This window comes from Yinghuangia soli, from assembly GCF_021502675.1.
Classification (GTDB): Bacteria; Actinomycetota; Actinomycetes; order Streptomycetales; family Streptomycetaceae; genus Yinghuangia; species Yinghuangia soli.
Window position 1 is genome coordinate 191,072 of the sequence record NZ_JAKFHA010000012.1, and the last position, 16,657, is coordinate 207,728.

At 71.4% G+C, this 16,657-nt stretch carries 15 protein-coding genes; 10 read left to right on the forward strand and 5 right to left on the reverse strand.

All coding sequences use genetic code 11. The annotated features are described in order from the left end of the window. Window positions 1–33: 33 nt before the first annotated feature. From LZ495_RS21260 to LZ495_RS21275, 4 genes are all read right to left on the reverse strand, one after another. Window positions 34–1,251, reverse strand: coding sequence for a GNAT family N-acetyltransferase (locus LZ495_RS21260; protein ID WP_235054145.1), 1,218 nt, complete (start codon window positions 1,249–1,251; stop codon window positions 34–36). Continuing rightward, window positions 1,248–2,441: a glycosyltransferase gene (locus LZ495_RS21265; protein ID WP_235054146.1), complete on the reverse strand. Its 1,194-nt coding sequence runs from the start codon at window positions 2,439–2,441 to the stop codon at window positions 1,248–1,250. The genes LZ495_RS21260 and LZ495_RS21265 overlap by 4 nt, the downstream gene beginning before the upstream one ends. Continuing rightward, window positions 2,438–4,501, reverse strand: a complete 2,064-nt coding sequence (locus LZ495_RS44940) for a tyrosine-protein kinase family protein (RefSeq protein ID WP_235054147.1) — start codon at window positions 4,499–4,501, stop codon at window positions 2,438–2,440. The genes LZ495_RS21265 and LZ495_RS44940 overlap by 4 nt, the downstream gene beginning before the upstream one ends. A gap of 192 nt (window positions 4,502–4,693) precedes the next feature. Beyond that, window positions 4,694–5,857 (reverse strand): glycosyltransferase, encoded by a 1,164-nt coding sequence (locus LZ495_RS21275; protein ID WP_235054148.1) that lies wholly within the window; start codon window positions 5,855–5,857, stop codon window positions 4,694–4,696. A 208-nt stretch (window positions 5,858–6,065) separates the two neighbouring features. Here LZ495_RS21275 and LZ495_RS21280 point away from each other — a divergent pair, with 208 nt between their 5' ends. From LZ495_RS21280 to LZ495_RS21310, 7 genes are all read left to right on the forward strand, one after another. Next, entirely contained in the window at window positions 6,066–7,295 is a 1,230-nt protein-coding gene (locus LZ495_RS21280; RefSeq protein WP_235054149.1) for a glycosyltransferase family 4 protein, read from the forward strand. 496 nt (window positions 7,296–7,791) lie between these two features. Then, window positions 7,792–8,655, forward strand: coding sequence for an ABC transporter permease (locus LZ495_RS21285; protein ID WP_235054218.1), 864 nt, complete (start codon window positions 7,792–7,794; stop codon window positions 8,653–8,655). Further along, complete coding sequence (locus tag LZ495_RS21290; RefSeq protein WP_235054150.1) at window positions 8,645–9,820, forward strand: ABC transporter ATP-binding protein; 1,176 nt, start codon at window positions 8,645–8,647, stop codon at window positions 9,818–9,820. Before LZ495_RS21285 ends, LZ495_RS21290 begins: the two co-directional genes overlap by 11 nt. Continuing rightward, window positions 9,817–10,965, forward strand: a complete 1,149-nt coding sequence (locus LZ495_RS21295; protein WP_235054152.1) for a glycosyltransferase family 4 protein — start codon at window positions 9,817–9,819, stop codon at window positions 10,963–10,965. Before LZ495_RS21290 ends, LZ495_RS21295 begins: the two co-directional genes overlap by 4 nt. Next, the gene (locus LZ495_RS21300; RefSeq protein ID WP_235054155.1) at window positions 10,962–11,858 is read left to right on the forward strand and encodes a glycosyltransferase; all 897 of its coding nucleotides are present in this window, start codon (window positions 10,962–10,964) and stop codon (window positions 11,856–11,858) included. Before LZ495_RS21295 ends, LZ495_RS21300 begins: the two co-directional genes overlap by 4 nt. Window positions 11,859–11,902: 44 nt before the next feature. After that, window positions 11,903–13,000, forward strand: a complete 1,098-nt coding sequence (locus LZ495_RS21305; protein WP_235054157.1) for an acyl-CoA dehydrogenase family protein — start codon at window positions 11,903–11,905, stop codon at window positions 12,998–13,000. 94 nt (window positions 13,001–13,094) lie between these two features. Next, a complete protein-coding gene (locus LZ495_RS21310; RefSeq protein ID WP_235054158.1) occupies window positions 13,095–13,817 on the forward strand; it encodes a hypothetical protein in 723 nt (240 codons plus the stop codon). Between the two features lie 12 nt (window positions 13,818–13,829). On the opposite strand, the gene LZ495_RS21315 is transcribed toward LZ495_RS21310, so the two are convergent. Beyond that, entirely contained in the window at window positions 13,830–14,021 is a 192-nt protein-coding gene (locus tag LZ495_RS21315) for a hypothetical protein (RefSeq protein WP_235054160.1), read from the reverse strand. A gap of 159 nt (window positions 14,022–14,180) precedes the next feature. Between LZ495_RS21315 and LZ495_RS21320 the strand changes: the two genes are divergently transcribed. From LZ495_RS21320 to LZ495_RS21330, 3 genes are all read left to right on the forward strand, one after another. Beyond that, window positions 14,181–15,014 (forward strand): helix-turn-helix domain-containing protein, encoded by an 834-nt coding sequence (locus tag LZ495_RS21320; protein WP_235054161.1) that lies wholly within the window; start codon window positions 14,181–14,183, stop codon window positions 15,012–15,014. Continuing rightward, on the forward strand, window positions 15,011–15,190 hold the full coding sequence (locus tag LZ495_RS21325; protein ID WP_235054162.1) for a DUF397 domain-containing protein: 180 nt from the start codon (window positions 15,011–15,013) through the stop codon (window positions 15,188–15,190). The genes LZ495_RS21320 and LZ495_RS21325 overlap by 4 nt, the downstream gene beginning before the upstream one ends. A gap of 149 nt (window positions 15,191–15,339) precedes the next feature. Next, window positions 15,340–16,554 carry a beta propeller repeat protein gene (locus LZ495_RS21330; RefSeq protein WP_235054163.1) on the forward strand — a complete coding sequence of 405 codons (1,215 nt, stop codon included), beginning with the start codon at window positions 15,340–15,342 and terminating at the stop codon, window positions 16,552–16,554. The last annotated feature ends 103 nt before the right edge of the window (window positions 16,555–16,657 follow it).

The window sequence follows — 16,657 nt, forward strand, 5'->3', positions numbered from 1 at the left end:
GCGGAGGACGGAACCGCGTGAGCGCGGTGCCGCTCAAAAGACCTCCAGGTCACCCAGGGCCAGATGCCAGGAGTTCAGGGTGTGCGGGTCGAGTCCGTACGGCAGCGGCCGCAGCGGGCGCGCGACCATGAGCATGCCGGTCCGCGGCGGCGTCGCGTAGCCCGCGTACCGCGCGGCCCGCGAGGCGTCCGAACCCGGGGTCAGATGCGTGGCCACGTGGTCGCAGCCGGACAGCCCGGCCGCGGACAGCAGGCGCCGCGCGGTCATCCGGTCGCCCGGCCGGATCAGCAGCTGCGACAGCGTGAACTCCGCCAGCGGCCCGCGCATCCGCGGCCGCCCGAACGCGACACCGTCCAGCACGCCCTGCCGGTACGCGGCGATCACCCGGTAGTCCAGCCCCGGCGCCGACCCGTAGCGCCAGCGCAGGTACGCCTCGGTCGGCCGCGTGCGCAGCCGCTCCGGATACAGCGCGGCATCCGCCGAATCGGCGTCTCCGATCAGCTCCTCCAGGCCGTTGCGGGCCGCCGGATCGGCGAAGAACTGCTGCGCGGTCGGGAACCGGCAGCGGATCGCCGACGCATCACCGGTCGCCCGCGGCAGCTCCGAGACATCCGGCAGCGTCGAACCCGACGAACCCGGACCCGACGAGCCGAAGGACCCCGAACTGCCCGACGCGTACGAACTGCTCACCGCGCCCCGGCGTCCCGGACGGCCCGAATCGGACCCGCCCGGCACCCGCTCCGCCTCGCCCGACCGCAGCTCGCGCAGCCCCTTTGCGAACGCCAGCGGCCGGATCGGGTGCAGCGCGATCGGCACCTTGCCCACCTCGCGCCAGCCCATCTTCAGATAGCCCGGCAGGCTGTTCGCGTTCGGCGTGTTGAACACCAGGTCGGTGTCCGCCGCCATCCGCTGCAGCAGATCCATCGTCAGCTGCCGGAACAGGCCGCGGCCCTGCGCCTCCGGATGCGTCGCGGTGTCCACCGCCCGCACCGCCCGGACGGTCTCCCCGCGGAAGGCGAACTCCCAGCGCAGGAACAGCCGTACCGCCACCACGCGGCCGTCCGCCGACTCGGCGACCAGCCCCGGACTGGACCCGAACGGGTTCTCCCGGTGCTTCCAGTCGAAGAACTCCTGGGTGCGCTCGCCCGTCGGCCCGCCGGCCAGCGACGCCTCGAGCAGCGCCAAGACCTGCGCCTCGTCGTCCTTGGCGAGCTCCCGGACCAGGACGTCGTCCTCGCGTCGGTCGGTCATCGTGCCAGTACCTCCCGGTACACGTCCTCGATCCGCGCCTGCGCGCCCGCGACGTCGAACGTCTCCGAGCGCAGCCGCGCCGCCTTGCCCCACGCCCGCCGACGTGCCGGATCCGCCGCCGCCTCCGCGAACGCGGCCGCCAGCGCGGCCGGATCGCCCGCCGGGACGACCCGGCCCTCGACACCGTCGGTCACGATCTCCGGCATGCCGCCGACATCGGTGACCACCACCGGCAACCCGGTGGCCATCGCCTCCATCAGCGCGACCGGCAGGCCCTCCTGCCGCGATCCGAGCGCGAACACGTCAAATGCGGGCAGGAGTTCGGGCACGTCACCGCGCGAGCCGGTGAACACCACCGAACCGGCCAGGTCCGGACGCGACGCGCGTTCCCGCAACTCCGCCTCCAGCGGCCCCAGCCCGATCAGCACCAGCCGCGCTCCCGGCTCACTCTGCCGCAGCAGCGCATGCGCCTCAAGAAGCCCGGCATGGTCTTTCTTCGGCGTGAAGTTCGCGACGACGCCGCAGGTGAACGCGTCCTGGTCCAGATCGAGCAGTCGGCGCGCCCGCTCCCGCCCGCCCGCACCCGGCAGCGCACCGCCCAGGTCCGGACCGTGGTAGATCACCCGCAGCGGCTCCACCCCCGGCCGCGGCCGCGGCAGCCGCGCCGGATCGATCGTCGCGGCGACCGCCTTCGACACCGCGATCACCGCGGCATTGCGCTTGTACGTCCAGGCGTTCGCCAACCGGGTGGGCGTGCGGTAGCGGTGCCACAGGTTGTGCTCGGTGTGCACCAGCGTCACACCGCGGCTCACCAGCATGCGCGCCGCGAACGCCGGCACCGGCATGTGGGTGTGCACCACGTCGTACCCGCGCGCCGCGACCAGCCGCCGCAGCCGCAGCGGCCACGACCGGTCGGCCCGGGTCTGCGACCCGGCCGACGCCGGGTCGGCCGACCGCGTGCTGCCGCCCGGGTCGTCGCCGAGGCAGTGCACCGTGACACCCGCCTCGCGCAGCGCGGGCACGAGCGCGTCCTTCCACGGAAGGACGTACGCCACCTCGACCTCGAAACGGCTCCGGTCCGCATGCCGCGCGCAGTTCACCAGCAACTGCTCGGCACCGCCGCGGCCCAGCCCCTTGGTGAGCCAGAGGACCCGCACCTTGCGAGCGGGCGGATCCCCGGGCGTCGTCACGGCCGGTCCTCCGGCCCCGACTGCCCGCCCCGGCTCCGGCGCCCGCCCGGACGCCCGAAGTGCCCCAGGTCACCCGGCTCCTCGTCCAGGAAACCGCCGCCGCCGTAGCCCTGCGGGCCGTCGAACGGGTCGTCCAGGTCGCCCGGGAAACCTCCGGACTGCGGCTCGCCCGGCCGGACGCTTATCGTGCGCAGCTGCGCGGTGTGCACGAACGAGTCCGAGTCCGACTCGCGCGCGGCCGGCGGCCGCGGTGCGTCGTCGTCCTGGAGGTTCGCACCTCCGGAACCTGCACCGGAGCGGCTCGAACCGCCGGAGCCATCCGGGCTGCCCGGCCTTATGGCGACCGCCGACGTGCTGCCGTCGCCCAGTTCGGGACGCTGCGCCCAACTGGGCGCGGACCGCTCGCCGTCCTCCGCGGACAGCTCCGCGGCATTGGACCGACCGCGCAGGATGAGCCCGCTGCCCGGCACCGCGGACAGCCCGCGGCCGGTGCTGCGCACGCCGACCGTCGACGGGTCGGTGCCGATCAGGGCGATGCCCGCGACCGGCACACCGGTCCGGGTCAGCAGCTCGGAGACGCGCGAGGCCTGATCCGGCGTCAGGTTGCCGCTGCGGGTCACCACCAGCATCGCGTCGGAGTGCTGGATCAGGTCGTTGGTGTCGTTCGCGAACAGCAGCGGCGCGCTGTCCACCAGGACGACGTCCGCGTGGTGCCGGGCCCGGGCGATGACCTCGCCCACGCGCAGCAGCAGAGCCGCCGGGTAGCTGGTCGGCGCGCCGCCGGTTATCACGCGCACGTGCGGGATCTCGGTGGCCCGGATGACGTGTGCGAGGTCGGTCTCACGCTCCGACAGCAGCAGCTCGGACAGCCCGGTGCCGGGCTTGGCACCCAGGTACATGTGCGTCTCGGGGTTGCGGAAGTCGCAGTCCAGGACGAGGACTGAGCGGCCCGCCTCGGCCAGCGCCGCGGCCAGGTTGGCGACCGTGCTGGTACGCCCGTCGCCCGGCTTGGGGGAGACCACGAGGATGACCGGCGCCGGGTCGGTGAACTGCCGGACCGGGAGCGAGGAGGTGCGTCCGGTCCGCGGCGCCTCGCCGAGCCGGAAGGCCAGCCCGGGCGGCCCGGACAGCAGCAGCGCCGAGCGGAGGGAACGGTACGCCTCCGCCACCGGGCTGCCGGGGCGCGACGCCACCAGCACCGTGTGCCCGGCCCGCATGCGCCGCGGCGCGCGCGGCACCTCGGCGATCACCGGCATCCCGAAGGCGTCCTCGACCTGCAGGCGGCTGCGCAGCCGCATGTCCATGCGGTCGACCATGAGCGCGGCCACCAGGCCGAGCGCCAGACCGAGCGCACCGGCCAGGGCGAGCCGCAGCCCGCGCGACGTCGGGGCCAGGATGCTCGTCGCGGCGTTCGCCGAGCTGCGCAGGTTGTCCTGGACGAGGACCTTCGGGTCCGCGAACGGAGACGACCACTTCGCGTACTCGCTGGACGCCTTCTCGTACTGCTTCTGGATGTTTATCAAGTCGGTGTACGTCGGGCTCGTGGCCTTCGACTTCTCCGGCAGCTTGTCCACTTCGCCCTGCAGCCGCTGGAACTCCGCGCGCAGCCGGTCCACCTCGGGCTTCATCGCGTCCGCGGTGGCCTGGTAGCGGGCCCGCTGCTTCTCGGCGAAGAGCTTGACCGTGTTCTTCGCCCAGGACGACGCCAGCGCCTCGGCGGCGGCCTTCGTCGACCCCTTGGTGGTGACCCAGAAGATGCCCGCCTCGCCGTCGACGCCCGTCTCGACCCGGGCCGCGACCAGCGCGGAATCCTCGCCGAGCTCAGCACCGACCAGTTTCGCGACCTCGCCCGCGTCGGAGACCAGCTTGACGTTGATGAGCGGGAATTCCTTGTCCGTCTCCGGCGCGCGGACCACCGAGATGTTGCTGGTCCAGTTGTTGCCCAGCGCCTTCGGATCCGACGGGGTGAGCATGAACCCGGCCACCAGCCCCACCGCCAGGCAGGCCAGCACCAGTTTCCAGCGGCGCTGCAGGACGGAGAAGTAGCTAGAGGTCTCCACCGGTCCCCCTCCGGATCGCGGTCAAGGAGTGAGCGTTCGGGCACACGGCGCCATATTCGCATGTCACGAAGGCGTGGCGAGTCAACGGTAGTTGACCCGGTCCACTGCGGTCGCGCCGTGTTGTGCCGGAACTGTGGAGGTTTTGCCGGGACCCGCGCGCGTGTTCGCGGGGCCGGGTGCGGAACTGTCGGATCACGTGCGGTTACCTGCCCGGGCGCGTTCGTAGAAATCGACCATGCGGTCGCAGACCCGGTCGACCGTGAAGGTGTCCTGGAAATGCGACAAAGCGGCACTCGCCCGGGCGTTCGCGGCCATCCGGTCGGTCAGTGCGGCGGTGAGCGCGGCAGCGAGCGCCGCGGCGTCCTCGGGCGGGACGAGCAGCGCGCGTTCCTCCGAGCCCACGATCTCCCGGACCGGCGGCAGATCGGTGGACACCAGCGGAGTGCCGCAGCCCATCGCCTCGATCACCACGCTGCCCAGCCCCTCCCAGCGCGAGGACAGCACGAACACATCCGCCGCCCCCATGAGTTCGGGGACGTCGGAACGCTCGCCGAGGAAGCGCACGTGCTCCTCGCCGCCGACCGCCTCGGCGGCCTCGCGCAGCCGCTCGGTCTGGGTGCCGGGTGCGCCGGCCAGCAGCAGGACCGCCTCCGGGACGGCCATGCGGACCGTGCCGAACGCCTCGATGAGGACGTCCAGGCCCTTCTGGTACTCCTGCCGCGCGGCGGCGAGCAGCACCGGGGTGTCCGCGGCCAGGCCCAGCTCGCCGCGCACCGCGTCGCGGCGTTTGCGGGCCGCGGCCAGGAGTTCGGGATCGCGGCCGCGGGGCACGACGTCGATGCGCGAGCGGCGTACCGCGAGCCGGCGTGCCATCACGTCGGCGACGTGGTCGGTCAGGGCGTGGAACCGGCGCACCCCGCGGGCCGTCGCGGCGTCCAGGCCCTGCGCCGCGCGCAGCTTCCAGGGGCGCAGCGCGGGGGAGGCGAACTGCTCGGGGCCGTAGGCGGAATTCACCAGGCTGGAGACCACCGGCACCCGGCAGGCCATTGCCGCGGCGCGCCCGGCCACATCCGCCTCGAAGAGCGTGGTGTGCACCAGGTCGGGCCGCCGGTCGCGGATCACCTGCCGCAACCCGGCCGCCGAACCGGCGCGCGAAGTGCGGTGCACGCCGAAGAGTGCGACGCCGGCTTCGGCCAGCTCCGGCTGGAAACCGTCCATGTCGAGCAGGTACGCGACGTCCAGCCGGATGCCCCGGCGGATCAAGTGCGTGGCCGTCACGGCCAGCGCCTGCTCGGCCCCCCCGGCCCGATCGACGCTGTCGATCACGTGCAACACGTGCACGGGCACAACCCCCATATGTCTCCCAAGGCCCGCTTTGCGCGCCCTGGCTCCACCCCGAGTACAGCCCCGCCGCACTCCCCGACGACGGTCCCCGGATGAGCATGTCATCAGAAGCGCTCCGGCGCAGCGGGATGGCCGACAACTGCCGGGCCGGGTGCCGTGTTGGCCCCGATTTGGCCACCCGTGGCGCGGCACGGCGAGATGTATGGCAACCTGCCTCTTCATGCGCAGCCCAGCACCGCGCAGCGATGTGCTGCACGTGATCACCGACCGGCGCCGACGCGGCGCGCAGACGTTCGCCTACGAACTGCACCAGGAACTGCGGGCCCGCGGGGTCGCCTCCGAGATCGCCGCACTCGCCGATGTCGGCGCGGCGGGTGACGGTTCCTCAGGCTCCCTGGCCGACAAGTCGGTTGGCAATGCTGCGTCGATTGCGGCCGCGCGTCTCGACCTGCCGGTCCTCGGGCCGGGGCGCCTGCACCCCCGGACTCTGGCGATGCTGCGGTACCGCGCCGGGCAGGCGCGCGTGGTGGTGGCGCACGGATCGTCCACGCTTCCGGCTTGCGCCATTTCGCTGATGTTTGCTCGGACACCGTTCATTTATGTGAATATCGGTGATCCGCGGCACTGGGCGGCGAGTCCGTCCAGAAAGCTGCGGGTCGGGGCGATGCTGCGGCGTGCCGCAGCGGTCGCCTCGGTCTCCACGATGGGCCGCGACCTCCTCGTCGGGCGGTACGACCTGCCTGGTGAGTGGGTGCGGGCCATCCCGAACGGGCGCCGCCCGGAGGCGTATCCGCGCGTCGACGCCGAGTCGCGCGCGCAGGCGCGCAAGGAGCTGGGCATTGCCGACGATGCGCTGGTGGTCGCCGTGGTCGGCGCGCTCGGCCCGGAGAAGCGGGTCGACCTCGCCGTCGAGGCCTTCGCGCGCTTCGCCGAGACGCCCGCACCCGGCCACGCCTCGGACGCAGGCGCGCGCCACGGGCAACTTCCGGCCGGGGAGCGCCTGCTCCTCGTCGCCGGAGACGGAACCGAACGCGACCAGTTGGCGCGGATCGCTGCGGAGCGGGTGCCCGGCCGCGTACGGTTCCTCGGTACCGTGGACGACGCAGCCCGGGTCTACCGGGCCTCGGATGCGCTGCTGCTCACCAGTGACAGCGAGGGCGTCCCCGGGGTGCTGGTGGAGGCGGGCCTGTCGGGGATCCCGGCGGTCGCGACGGATGTGGGGTTCGTCCGCGACGTCGTCCTCGACGGCCGGACCGGCGCACTGGCCGCGCCCGGCGACCCCGGCGCGGTCGCGGCGGCGCTCCGGCGGGTGCTCGCGGACCGCGAGGCCCTGGGGGCGGCGGCGTACGAACACTGCACCTCCGGCTACGCGATGCCGGCAGTGGTGGACGCCTGGCAAGATCTCCTGCAGGCCGTCGCAGGCCGCGCCGGAGTGGTAGACAAGGCGTAACAGGAGAGCGGGCTGGGGGAGTTCGGGCGGTGGGTCCGAATATGCACGCCTGCGAATATCCGGTTGATCTCATACGAGTGATTCCCGTTCGTGGCGATGTGCCATGTGCGAGAGTTGACGGCGGACCAGGGAGGGGGAGTCCGTGGGGGACGCTGTGGGGGGGTCTGTCGGCGCGCGCGGGGATGGCGCGTGGCCGCACACCCAGATGAACGGGCAGACGCATCACGGACCGGCACCGGGCCAGGTGCCCGGACCGGCGGCCGCGCCCCGGGCCGGCGGGCGCCACGCCCGGCCGGCTCAGGAGTCTGCACCTGCACCGGGGACCGAGGCACCGCGCCCCGGCGGCCCGGCACGGCCGGACGCCTTCCGGCCCGACGTATTCCGCCCGGCGGGGCCCGCCGGGCAGCCCGGCTACCCCGGCCAGGGCGGCACCCGGCCTGCCGCGCCGCGCCCGGCGCCGGCTCCGGGCCAGTTCGGCACACCTGCGGCCGTGGTGATGCGCCCGCAGCGCGAGATCCCGGAGGCCCCGCCGCCCGGGCTGCGCTTCAAGCGCCGCATCGGGCTGTTCCGCGGCATCCGTGAACTGTGGAAGTCCCGCGAACTGGTCCGCACGCTCGCCGAGCGCGACCTGCGGGCCCGCTACAAGCAGGCGGTCCTCGGCTTCGCGTGGGCGATCCTGACGCCCGTGATGCTGATGGTGGTCTTCACCGTCGTCTTCCAACGCGTCGGCGACGTCAGCAAGATCGCCCAGTCGCACGGCGCCCCGTACCCGCTGTTCAGCTACGTCGGCCTGCTCGGCTGGACGTTCTTCATGGCCGCGGTCACCCAGGGCGCCAGCGCAATAGTCTCCAACGGCCCGCTGCTCAACAAGGTGTACTGCCCGCGCGAGGTCTTCCCGCTGGCCACCATCATCGTCGCGCTCTTCGACATGATGATCGCCACGATCGTCCTGGTGCTGCTGTTCGCCATCTATACGCAGGCCCCCGCGCAGACCTCGGTCATCGCCCCGCTGTTCCTGGTGATCCAGATCGAGGTCGCCCTCGGCGCCGCGCTGCTGCTGTCCGCGGCCGTCGTCTACTTCCGCGACATCCGGCACATGCTCCCGCTGCTCATGCAGATGGGCATGTTCGCCACCCCGGTGGCCTACGGCCTCGACCAGATCACCAAGGAGTGGCTGGTGCCGTACGTCGCGGTCAACCCGCTGGCCGCCGTGATCGACGGCTACCGGCGCACCATCCTGTACGGCCAGCAGCCCGACTGGAAGCTGACCGCGGTCGCAGCGGCCTCCGCGACCCTGATGCTGCTGATCGGCTACCGCGTGTTCAAGAAGCTCGAGACGGGGATTGCCGATGTTGCCTGACGGGAGCATCGAGGCCACCCAGCTGTGGAAGCGGTTCCGGGCCGACAGCCGCCGCATGCTGCTGCGGGACAACCTCGGCCGCATCGTCCGCAAGGTCACCCGCCGCGACTCCGAGGACTGGCGCTGGGCGCTGCGCGACATCAACCTGCACATCGAACCGGGCGAAGCGGTCGGCCTGATCGGTTCCAACGGATCCGGCAAGTCCACCCTGCTCAAGATGCTGACCGGCGTCATGTACCCGTACGCCGGCAAGCTCTCCGTGCAGGGCCGCATCGGCGCGCTCATCGAGGTCCGGGCCGGTATCCACCCGGACCTCACCGGCCGGGAGAACGCCTACCTGTACGGCTCGCTGCTCGGCCTCAAGCGCTCCGAGGTGGCCAAGCGGTTCGAGGACATAGTCGAGTTCGCCGAACTGGGCACCGCCATCGACCGGCAGGTCAAGCACTACTCGTCCGGCATGCAGATGCGGCTCGGCTTCGCGGTCGCCGCGTTCCTGGAGCCGGACGTCCTGCTCGTCGACGAGGTCCTCGCGGTCGGCGACGCGCTGTTCCAGCAGAAGTGCCTGGACCGCATGCGCGCCGTGCTCGAACAGGGCACCACGCTCGTCCTGGTCTCGCACGACCTCGCGGCCGTCGAGTCCATCTGCACGCGCGGCGTCTGGCTCGAGCAAGGCGACATCCGGGCCGACGGACCGATCCGCGCGGCGCTCCGCGGCTACCGCGACAGCGTCGAGGAGGAGACCGGCCTGCGGGTCAAGACCGACGAGCCGGTGCGCTTCTCGTACTGCGACATCCGCGGCGTCGAGCAGCCGGGCGTCACGACCAGCTCGCCCATGGTCGTCGACCTCGACTTCGCCACCGAGCGCACCGGTCCCGCGGTCCTGCACATCGGGGTGACCGAGGGCACCGCGAGCCCGGTCTTCACCGCGCGCAAGGACATCTACCTCGGCTGGGCGGGCAACCAGGTGCGCTGCACCATCGACCAACTGCCGCTGCCGCGCGGCCGGTACGCGCTGTGGGTCGGCATCTACGACCGCGACGGCCACCCGCTCATGAGCTGGGGGCCGGCCAAGCAGTTCGACGTCGCCGGACCCGACCTCGACACGCCGCCGCGCGCGGTGGTCATGGCCGCCCCGGTGTACGTCGAGCACACATGGGAGACATGAGCCAGGCCTCCAGGGGCCCCGGCGGGGCGGCCCGCGGCGGCCTGGTGTTCCTGCACGCGGGCGCCTTCTCCGGGTCCGCGACCGGGCTCCTCGCCGCGCTGCGCGCCGACTCGTCGGTGCCCGGCGTGGTGGCCTGCGACCTGATGCCGCTGGCCCGCGAACCGCGGCTGGCCGCCGCGCGGCTCCGGGCCACCGCGGAGGCCCGCCGGGCCGGCCCCGGCACCCCGTGGGCCAAGACCGCCGCCTGGCCGACCGGGATCCAGCGGTACGTCACCCGGCGCGGCCTGTTCGACGGGGACCGCCCGGTGCTCATCGTCCAGTCGCTGCCCGCACTCGTCCCGCCCGGCGACGTGCGGTACGCGGTCTACACCGACCGGGTGGGCCTCGAAGGCACCACCGGTGCGGCCGACACTCCCGGCGGCACCGGGGCCTACCGCTCGCGCTATACCGAGGGGTGGCTGGACCGCGAGCGCCGCATGCTGGCGGGCGCGCACCGGGTCTTCGTCATGGGGCAGAGCACGGCCGATGTGCTGGCCGACCGCTACGGGATCCCGGCCGACCGGATCGCCGTCGTGGGTGCGGGAGTCAACGTCCCGGCCCCCGACACCGATCCCGACCTGCAGCCGCTTTCACCTCGCGATCCGGCCGCCCCGCCGCGCCTGCTCTTCGTCGGCACGCAGTGGGAACTCAAGGGCGGCCCCGAGCTGTTGCAGGCCTTCGCGCGCCTGCACGCGGACGACGCCCGCTGGAACCTCGTCCTCGCCGGCAGCGCCCCGGACGGACGGCTGCCGGCCGGAGTCACCTCAGCGGGCCGTGTACCGCACCGCGACATGCCCGGGCTGTACGCCGGCGTAGATGCGCTGGTCATCCCGACGCACCGCGAGGCGTACGGCATCGCCCTCGTCGAGGCGCTGACCCGCGGACTGCCCTGCGTGGGCACCGACGTCGGCAATCAGCGCTCGATCGTCGAGGACGCGGGCCTGCTGGTCCCGCCCGGCGACGCCGACGCCCTGTACGACGCGCTGCGCACCCTGCACACCGACTACTCCGACCTGCGGGCCAAGGCCGGCAAACGCGGCGCGGTGCTGCGGCCCGCCATGACCTGGCCGCACGTCGCCCGCACCATCTGGGAGGCGCTGCAATGAGCACCGGGACCCCGTCCGGCACCCCTTCCGTGGCGGCGGTGTTCGTCACCTTCAACCGGTCGGCGATGCTGCGCGACTCGCTGCTCGCGGTGCAGGCCTCGACCCGCGTGCCGGACGAGATCATCGTGGTCGACAACGCCTCGGTGGACGACACCGGGACGATGCTGGCCGAGGAGTTCCCCAAGGTCGTGCACGTCCGCCTCGCCGACAACACCGGCGCGGCGGGCGGATTCGCCGAGGGCCTGCGCGTCGCGGTCGAACGCGGCCACGACTGGGCCTGGCTGTTCAACGACGACGACCACCCGCTACCGGGTGCCCTCGAACGCCACCTGGAGACGCTCAGCACGCTGCCGCCGCGCACCGCGATGCTGGCGTCCTGGCTGATCGACGACACCGGCCAGGTCGCCAAGTTGGGCGTGGCGTGGAAGAACCGCATCCTGAGCGGCCACGTGCCGCCCTCCGCGGACGGCTCGGCGTACCCGGTCGACCTGCTGATCTTCGCGGGCGCCCTGGTGAGCGCCGACGCGGTCCGCGAGATCGGGCTGCCCAAGGCGGAGTACTTCATGATGTGGGAGGAGATGGAGTACTGCATCCGGGCCCGCAGGGCCGGCTGGTCCATCCGCATCCTCCCCGAACCGCTCGTGGCGACCCTGCACGTGGGCGCCGCCTCGTCGCCGCCCTGGCGGCTCTACTACCAGTCGCGCAACCACCTCGCGATGGCCCTGGAGCACCGCTCCGCGCCTGAGATCTGGCACTGGGCGGTCCGGCAGGCGAAGTTCACCGTCGTCACCCTCACCCGCCAAGACCGCAAGGTGGCCCGCACCAAGGCCCGCGCGCTGGGCACCTGGCACGCCCTGCGCGGCAAGACCGGCCGCACGGTCCTCCCCGGCTGAGTTTCGCGCCCGGTCACGCACTGTCGAAGCCCTATGCTGGGCCCGTGACTTCACCGTTTGCGGTACGCCGGGACGAAGAGCACTTTGTCGACGCGGCACAGGACCTGGCCCCGCAGTTCGCCGCCAAGGCCGACGAGCACGACCACGAGGCGACGCTACCGGTGGCCAACCTCCAGGCCCTGCACGCGGCAGGCCTGGACATGGCCGCGATGCCGCGGGACAAGGGCGGCTCGGGCCTCTCGTACCAGGCGCTCGGCGAGATCTTCCGCATCGTCGGCAAGGCCTGCCCGGCGACCGCGTGCGTCTGGATGATGCACCTGGGCGCGGCGCAGGCGCTGGTCTCGTACGGGCCGTCCTTTTATGCGGACGAGTTGCAAGCCGGGAAGCGGTTCGCGAACGCACTGTCCGAGCCCACCGGCGGCAACCTCTTCCTGATGCCGCTCCAGCGCGCCGAACCGGTCGCGGACGGGTATGAACTCGACGGCGCCAAGCGGTTCGTGAGCGGCTGCGAGATCGCCGACCACTACTTGGTGAACGCGCTGGTCGACGACATCCCGGCGTTCTTCGGGGTGCGCAGGGACGACAGCGTCGAGATGGTCCCGATCTGGGACTCCATGGGCCTGCGCGGCACCCGCAGTCAGCTGCTGAACTTCCGAAAGACCGTGCTGCGGAGCGAGAACCGCTGCCTGATCACCGACCCCCTGGCCCCGAACATCATCGCCCTCGGTCTCCCGTGGCTGTCGATCGGCATCGCCGAGGCAGCCCTCGATGCGCTGACCGACCACGCCCGCAAGCGCGTAGTGCCGACCACGGGTGCACCGGTATCCGACATGCAGTGGGTGCAGTTCGATGCGGCCGACGCGCACGTCAAGCTCCTCGCCGCCCGCACCCTGGCCGAACGCGCCATGTGGCTGGCCGACCGCGCCGAGCCCAGCGCCCTCACCGCCGCCGTCGAAGCGAAGCTCTACGCGAACCAAGTGGCAAAGGAGATCGCCGAGTTCGGCGTCCGCGTAGGCGGCGGCTCCGGCTACCTGCGCTCGTCCCCCATTCAGCGCCATTTCAGGGACGCCCAGGCCGGCGCCCTGATGGCGTTCTCGGTGGAAGTCTGCCGCGACATGCTCGGCAAACACGTCCTCGGCTGAAAGAAGGGTGCTCGTTACCGAGTTCGGGTTGGTCGGGCCGGTTCAGGTCGGCACCGGTGGCTCTGCTGTCGGGACGGCGTGATGAGGTGTGTTCATGGATGCCCTGCCCTTCAAGCTTTCCCTCGTCAAAGCCGTGTTCAAGGACGTGACGCCGATGCACGTCTCACGGTCGGCCGCGTCGGCGGCCGCGGCGGTGACGCGGACAGTACTGGCGGAGATCATCGCCGGTGCGTCGCGGGTAGCGGCGGAGGAAGCGCGCAAGAAGCTGGTCCCGACGGACCTCGTCGCGGCGATCGACCGGAATGTCGAACTTGAGGTAGGGGGTACGTGGTACCACTACAGCCCGACGTTCCGACACCTGACCGGTGAGCTGCGCGACGCCGACGGCGTCGTCGTGGCTTCTCCCAAGCGCAGCAGGTCGCGCAAGCCGAGTGCTGTGGTCGGCGCCCACAGGTTCGAGGCCGGGGTGAGGCATCTGCTGCGGAGCCAAGGGGTGATGGCCGGCCCTGCGATGGTCCGCGACCTGGACGGTATCGCGAGCGTGTTCCTGACGGACCTCGCCCGTGATGCGGCCAGGGTGGTCCGGGACCGCGGAATCCAGCGATTCGGCTCGGTTGCCCTGGCGATATCGGGTGAACCGACCCCGGGCCCGTCCCTGAAGGGATCCCCCCAGACCGACTCCGCTCGAAGCGGGGACAGACGGACTATCGGCGGGGACGACGTCCTGGCCGCCACCACGATTCAGCTGTTCGGCGAGCTCAGGGATCGAGCCCTCAGCGACGCCCGCGAGGCGGCCCGGCACACACTGGTCGGCTGAGTTGCCCCCTGCTTACGGGCGGACCACCTTGGGCCATTCGCTGAGTGCGACGCAGCCCTCGCGGCCGCCTTCGACCGGACGGAAGAAGACCATGGGGTGCTCGTGGTCGGCCGGCGTCATGATGTCCATGACGCGGCGTCTGCCGTAGATGGTGTCCACGATCGAACCGATCTCCGGTGCAGGGGTGCGCATTTGCTCGGCCACGGGTGAACTCTCCTAGAGCAATTGATGCCGTTTCCGTGACCAGACAACCACTCGGTGGTTACGGTGGTCACTGGGGTGGGCCTGCGCATCTGAGGTGTGCAGGCGTTGTTCGTATGCCGTGTAGACCGACGCGCTCGCGGCGTATCGCAGGGAGGGACTGTGGCAGTCCGCAGTCAGAAGCCGGGAACAGAGGACCACGCCGATCTGCTGGCGTTTCTGGCCGACGAGATCAGATTCCGCCGCGAGAAGGCGGGCTTGTCCAGGGAGCAGTTCGGGAACTTGGCGTCGATCGCGGCGACGACGGTTGCGTCGTACGAGAACGGACATCGCCCGCTGAACGCGCAGTTCGTGTTCCGGACCGATGAAATCCTCGATGCCGACGGGGCCCTGACGCGTCCCTGGGAACGGATCGTCGCGCACGAACGCGGGCCTGACGGATTCCCTTGGTACATCGAGATGGAGAAGTCGGCGTCGGTCATTCGAACGTACGAGAGCGTGCTGATCCCGGGTCTGCTTCAGACGAGGGAGTATGCGCGCCGACTGCACGCGACGCACCGTCCGGCCGAGACGGACGTCCAGATCGAACGCAAGGTGGAACGACGCCTTGCGCGGCAAGAGATCTTCCACCGCTCGCCGGCAGTCCACCTGAGGTTCATCATCGACGAGGCTGCGTTCCGCCGCATTCCGCGCGAAGGCGGGCTCGCCATCGAGCAGCTTGCACATCTTCTGGAAATGGCTCGCCTGCCGAACGTGTCCTTGGGAGTGATCAGCTTCGCGGACGGCTTCTACCCTGGATTGAACGGACCGTTCACGCTCCTGGCGTTCGATGACGGAGGGGAGAGTTGCTACGTGCCGCCTGCTGGACGTTCGGCGATCACTGTTGACCGATTGCGGCTCGCGGCCTTCCGTGAGACGTACGATGGGCTCTTGGCAGCCGCTCTGACCCAGCGGCAATCAGAAGATCTGGTCCGCGAGATCTTGGAGACCATGTGAGCGCCAACAAGACCATCTGGATCAAGTCTTCGTACTCGGGCACCGACGAAAACTGCGTCGAGACCGCAGCCTTCGGCGCGGTCATCGGCATCCGGGACAGCAAGGAACCGCAGGTCGGCCACATTGCGGTTGCGGCCTCGTCGTGGGCCAAGTTGCTGGGCGGGCTTGGGCGTTGATCGTCCGCCGCATCTGAGCATTCATCTGTGCGGGTCACTGCTGGGGCGGCGGTGACCCGCACAGATGTGCGGCAGTGGGCGCAACATGATCTCCATGGGCGGAGTCGTTCAGGCGACGGGGTGATTGCCCCGAGTCTGGAGATCGCGACATGGCTGTCGCTGTACGTGCCCGCTCCCTCCTGATCAGTGCCGCGTCCGTGCTCGTCCTCGGTGCCGCCCTGCCGGCGACCGCAGTTGCCGACACCGAACCCCAAGCCGCCGCACCTCGCTGGACCGCCGGGAAGTTCCCCGACGGCGATGCGGTGATCACCGGGACGGCCAAGGTCGACCGGCATACCACCTGGGCGTCCGGCTTCAAGGTGATCCAGAACGACAACGGGACCACCGAACTCCGGCCTGTCGCCTACGCCCAGGACGACCGGACCGGGCCGGAATGGAAGGAACTGCCGACCGCTCCCGATGCCGAAGGCCGCTTCAACGCGATCGCGGTGAACTCGCCGCGGGATGCCTGGCTGGTCGGCGACTCCGGTCGTGACGGCGGACCGGTCATGACCCAGCACTGGGACGGCAAGGCGTGGAAGCAGCAGCCCGCGCCCATGCCGGAAGCATCAAGTGGTGGCGGTCTGCTCGACATTGTTGTCGTCGCTCCGGACAACGTGTGGGCGGTGGGCTGGGCCCAAGTGGTCGACCAGCGCATTCCCGACCCCGACGGCGGCCCGACCGAGATCGTCGACCACCACGAAGGCGTCGTCCAGCACTGGAACGGGCAGGCCTGGAACCGCATTCCGGTGCCGCAGCCGTTCCCGAGCTGGACGCTCTCCGGGATCTCGGCGTCCAGCCCGGACGACATCTGGGCGGTCGGCAATGGGTACGGCGACAACGACGTCCCCGTCGTCCTGCACTACGACGGGAGTACCTGGACGGCGACGGCGACGCCGCCGTTCGGCGGCCTGTACGGCGAGTTCTACGACGTCGTCGCGAACGGCCCGCAGGACGTCTGGGCCGTGGGACGCGTCATCCTCGACGAGAAGGACCGCGGCCATGCCCTGGTAATGCACTGGGACGGCCGTACCTGGCAGCGAATCGAAGCCGCCCCCGACGCGGGCCGGCTGACCGGTGTCGCCAAGACCCCGGGCGGCATCGTCGCGGTCGGCGAGACCCACGACCGGGAGAGCGGCTACGCGCTCCGCGTGCAGGGAACGCGCGTGTCCTCCCTGGGCATTCCGCTGACCTCGGACGGCGGCACGGTCCACTGGACCTGGCAGGTGTCCGCCACCGGGCGCGAGGTGACCGTCAACGGCGCGTTCAACTACGCCAAGGCGCCCGCGGACCCGAAGCCCATGGTGCTGACCGGCCGTCTGTAGCCACCCGAGACGCCTGAAGAGCATCCTCGGAAGGAAACGCCGGTGGGGGCCCCCCCCACAATGTGGGGGCGCCCCCCCCCGGGCGGGGGCCCCCCGGGGCCCG

Excerpts from the sequence above, each read along its gene's own strand:
- LZ495_RS21285 (WP_235054218.1), top strand. The coding sequence starts at position 7,792 with ATGCGCCCGCAGCGCGAGATCCCGGAGGCCCCGCCGCCCGGGCTGCGC.
- LZ495_RS21290 (WP_235054150.1), top strand. The coding sequence starts at position 8,645 with ATGTTGCCTGACGGGAGCATCGAGGCCACCCAGCTGTGGAAGCGGTTC.
- LZ495_RS21280 (WP_235054149.1), top strand. The coding sequence starts at position 6,066 with ATGCGCAGCCCAGCACCGCGCAGCGATGTGCTGCACGTGATCACCGAC.
- LZ495_RS21330 (WP_235054163.1), top strand. The coding sequence starts at position 15,340 with ATGGCTGTCGCTGTACGTGCCCGCTCCCTCCTGATCAGTGCCGCGTCC.
- LZ495_RS21310 (WP_235054158.1), top strand. The coding sequence starts at position 13,095 with ATGGATGCCCTGCCCTTCAAGCTTTCCCTCGTCAAAGCCGTGTTCAAG.
- LZ495_RS21275 (WP_235054148.1), bottom strand. The coding sequence starts at position 5,857 with ATGGGGGTTGTGCCCGTGCACGTGTTGCACGTGATCGACAGCGTCGAT.
- LZ495_RS21300 (WP_235054155.1), top strand. The coding sequence starts at position 10,962 with ATGAGCACCGGGACCCCGTCCGGCACCCCTTCCGTGGCGGCGGTGTTC.
- LZ495_RS21295 (WP_235054152.1), top strand. The coding sequence starts at position 9,817 with ATGAGCCAGGCCTCCAGGGGCCCCGGCGGGGCGGCCCGCGGCGGCCTG.
- LZ495_RS21260 (WP_235054145.1), bottom strand. The coding sequence starts at position 1,251 with ATGACCGACCGACGCGAGGACGACGTCCTGGTCCGGGAGCTCGCCAAG.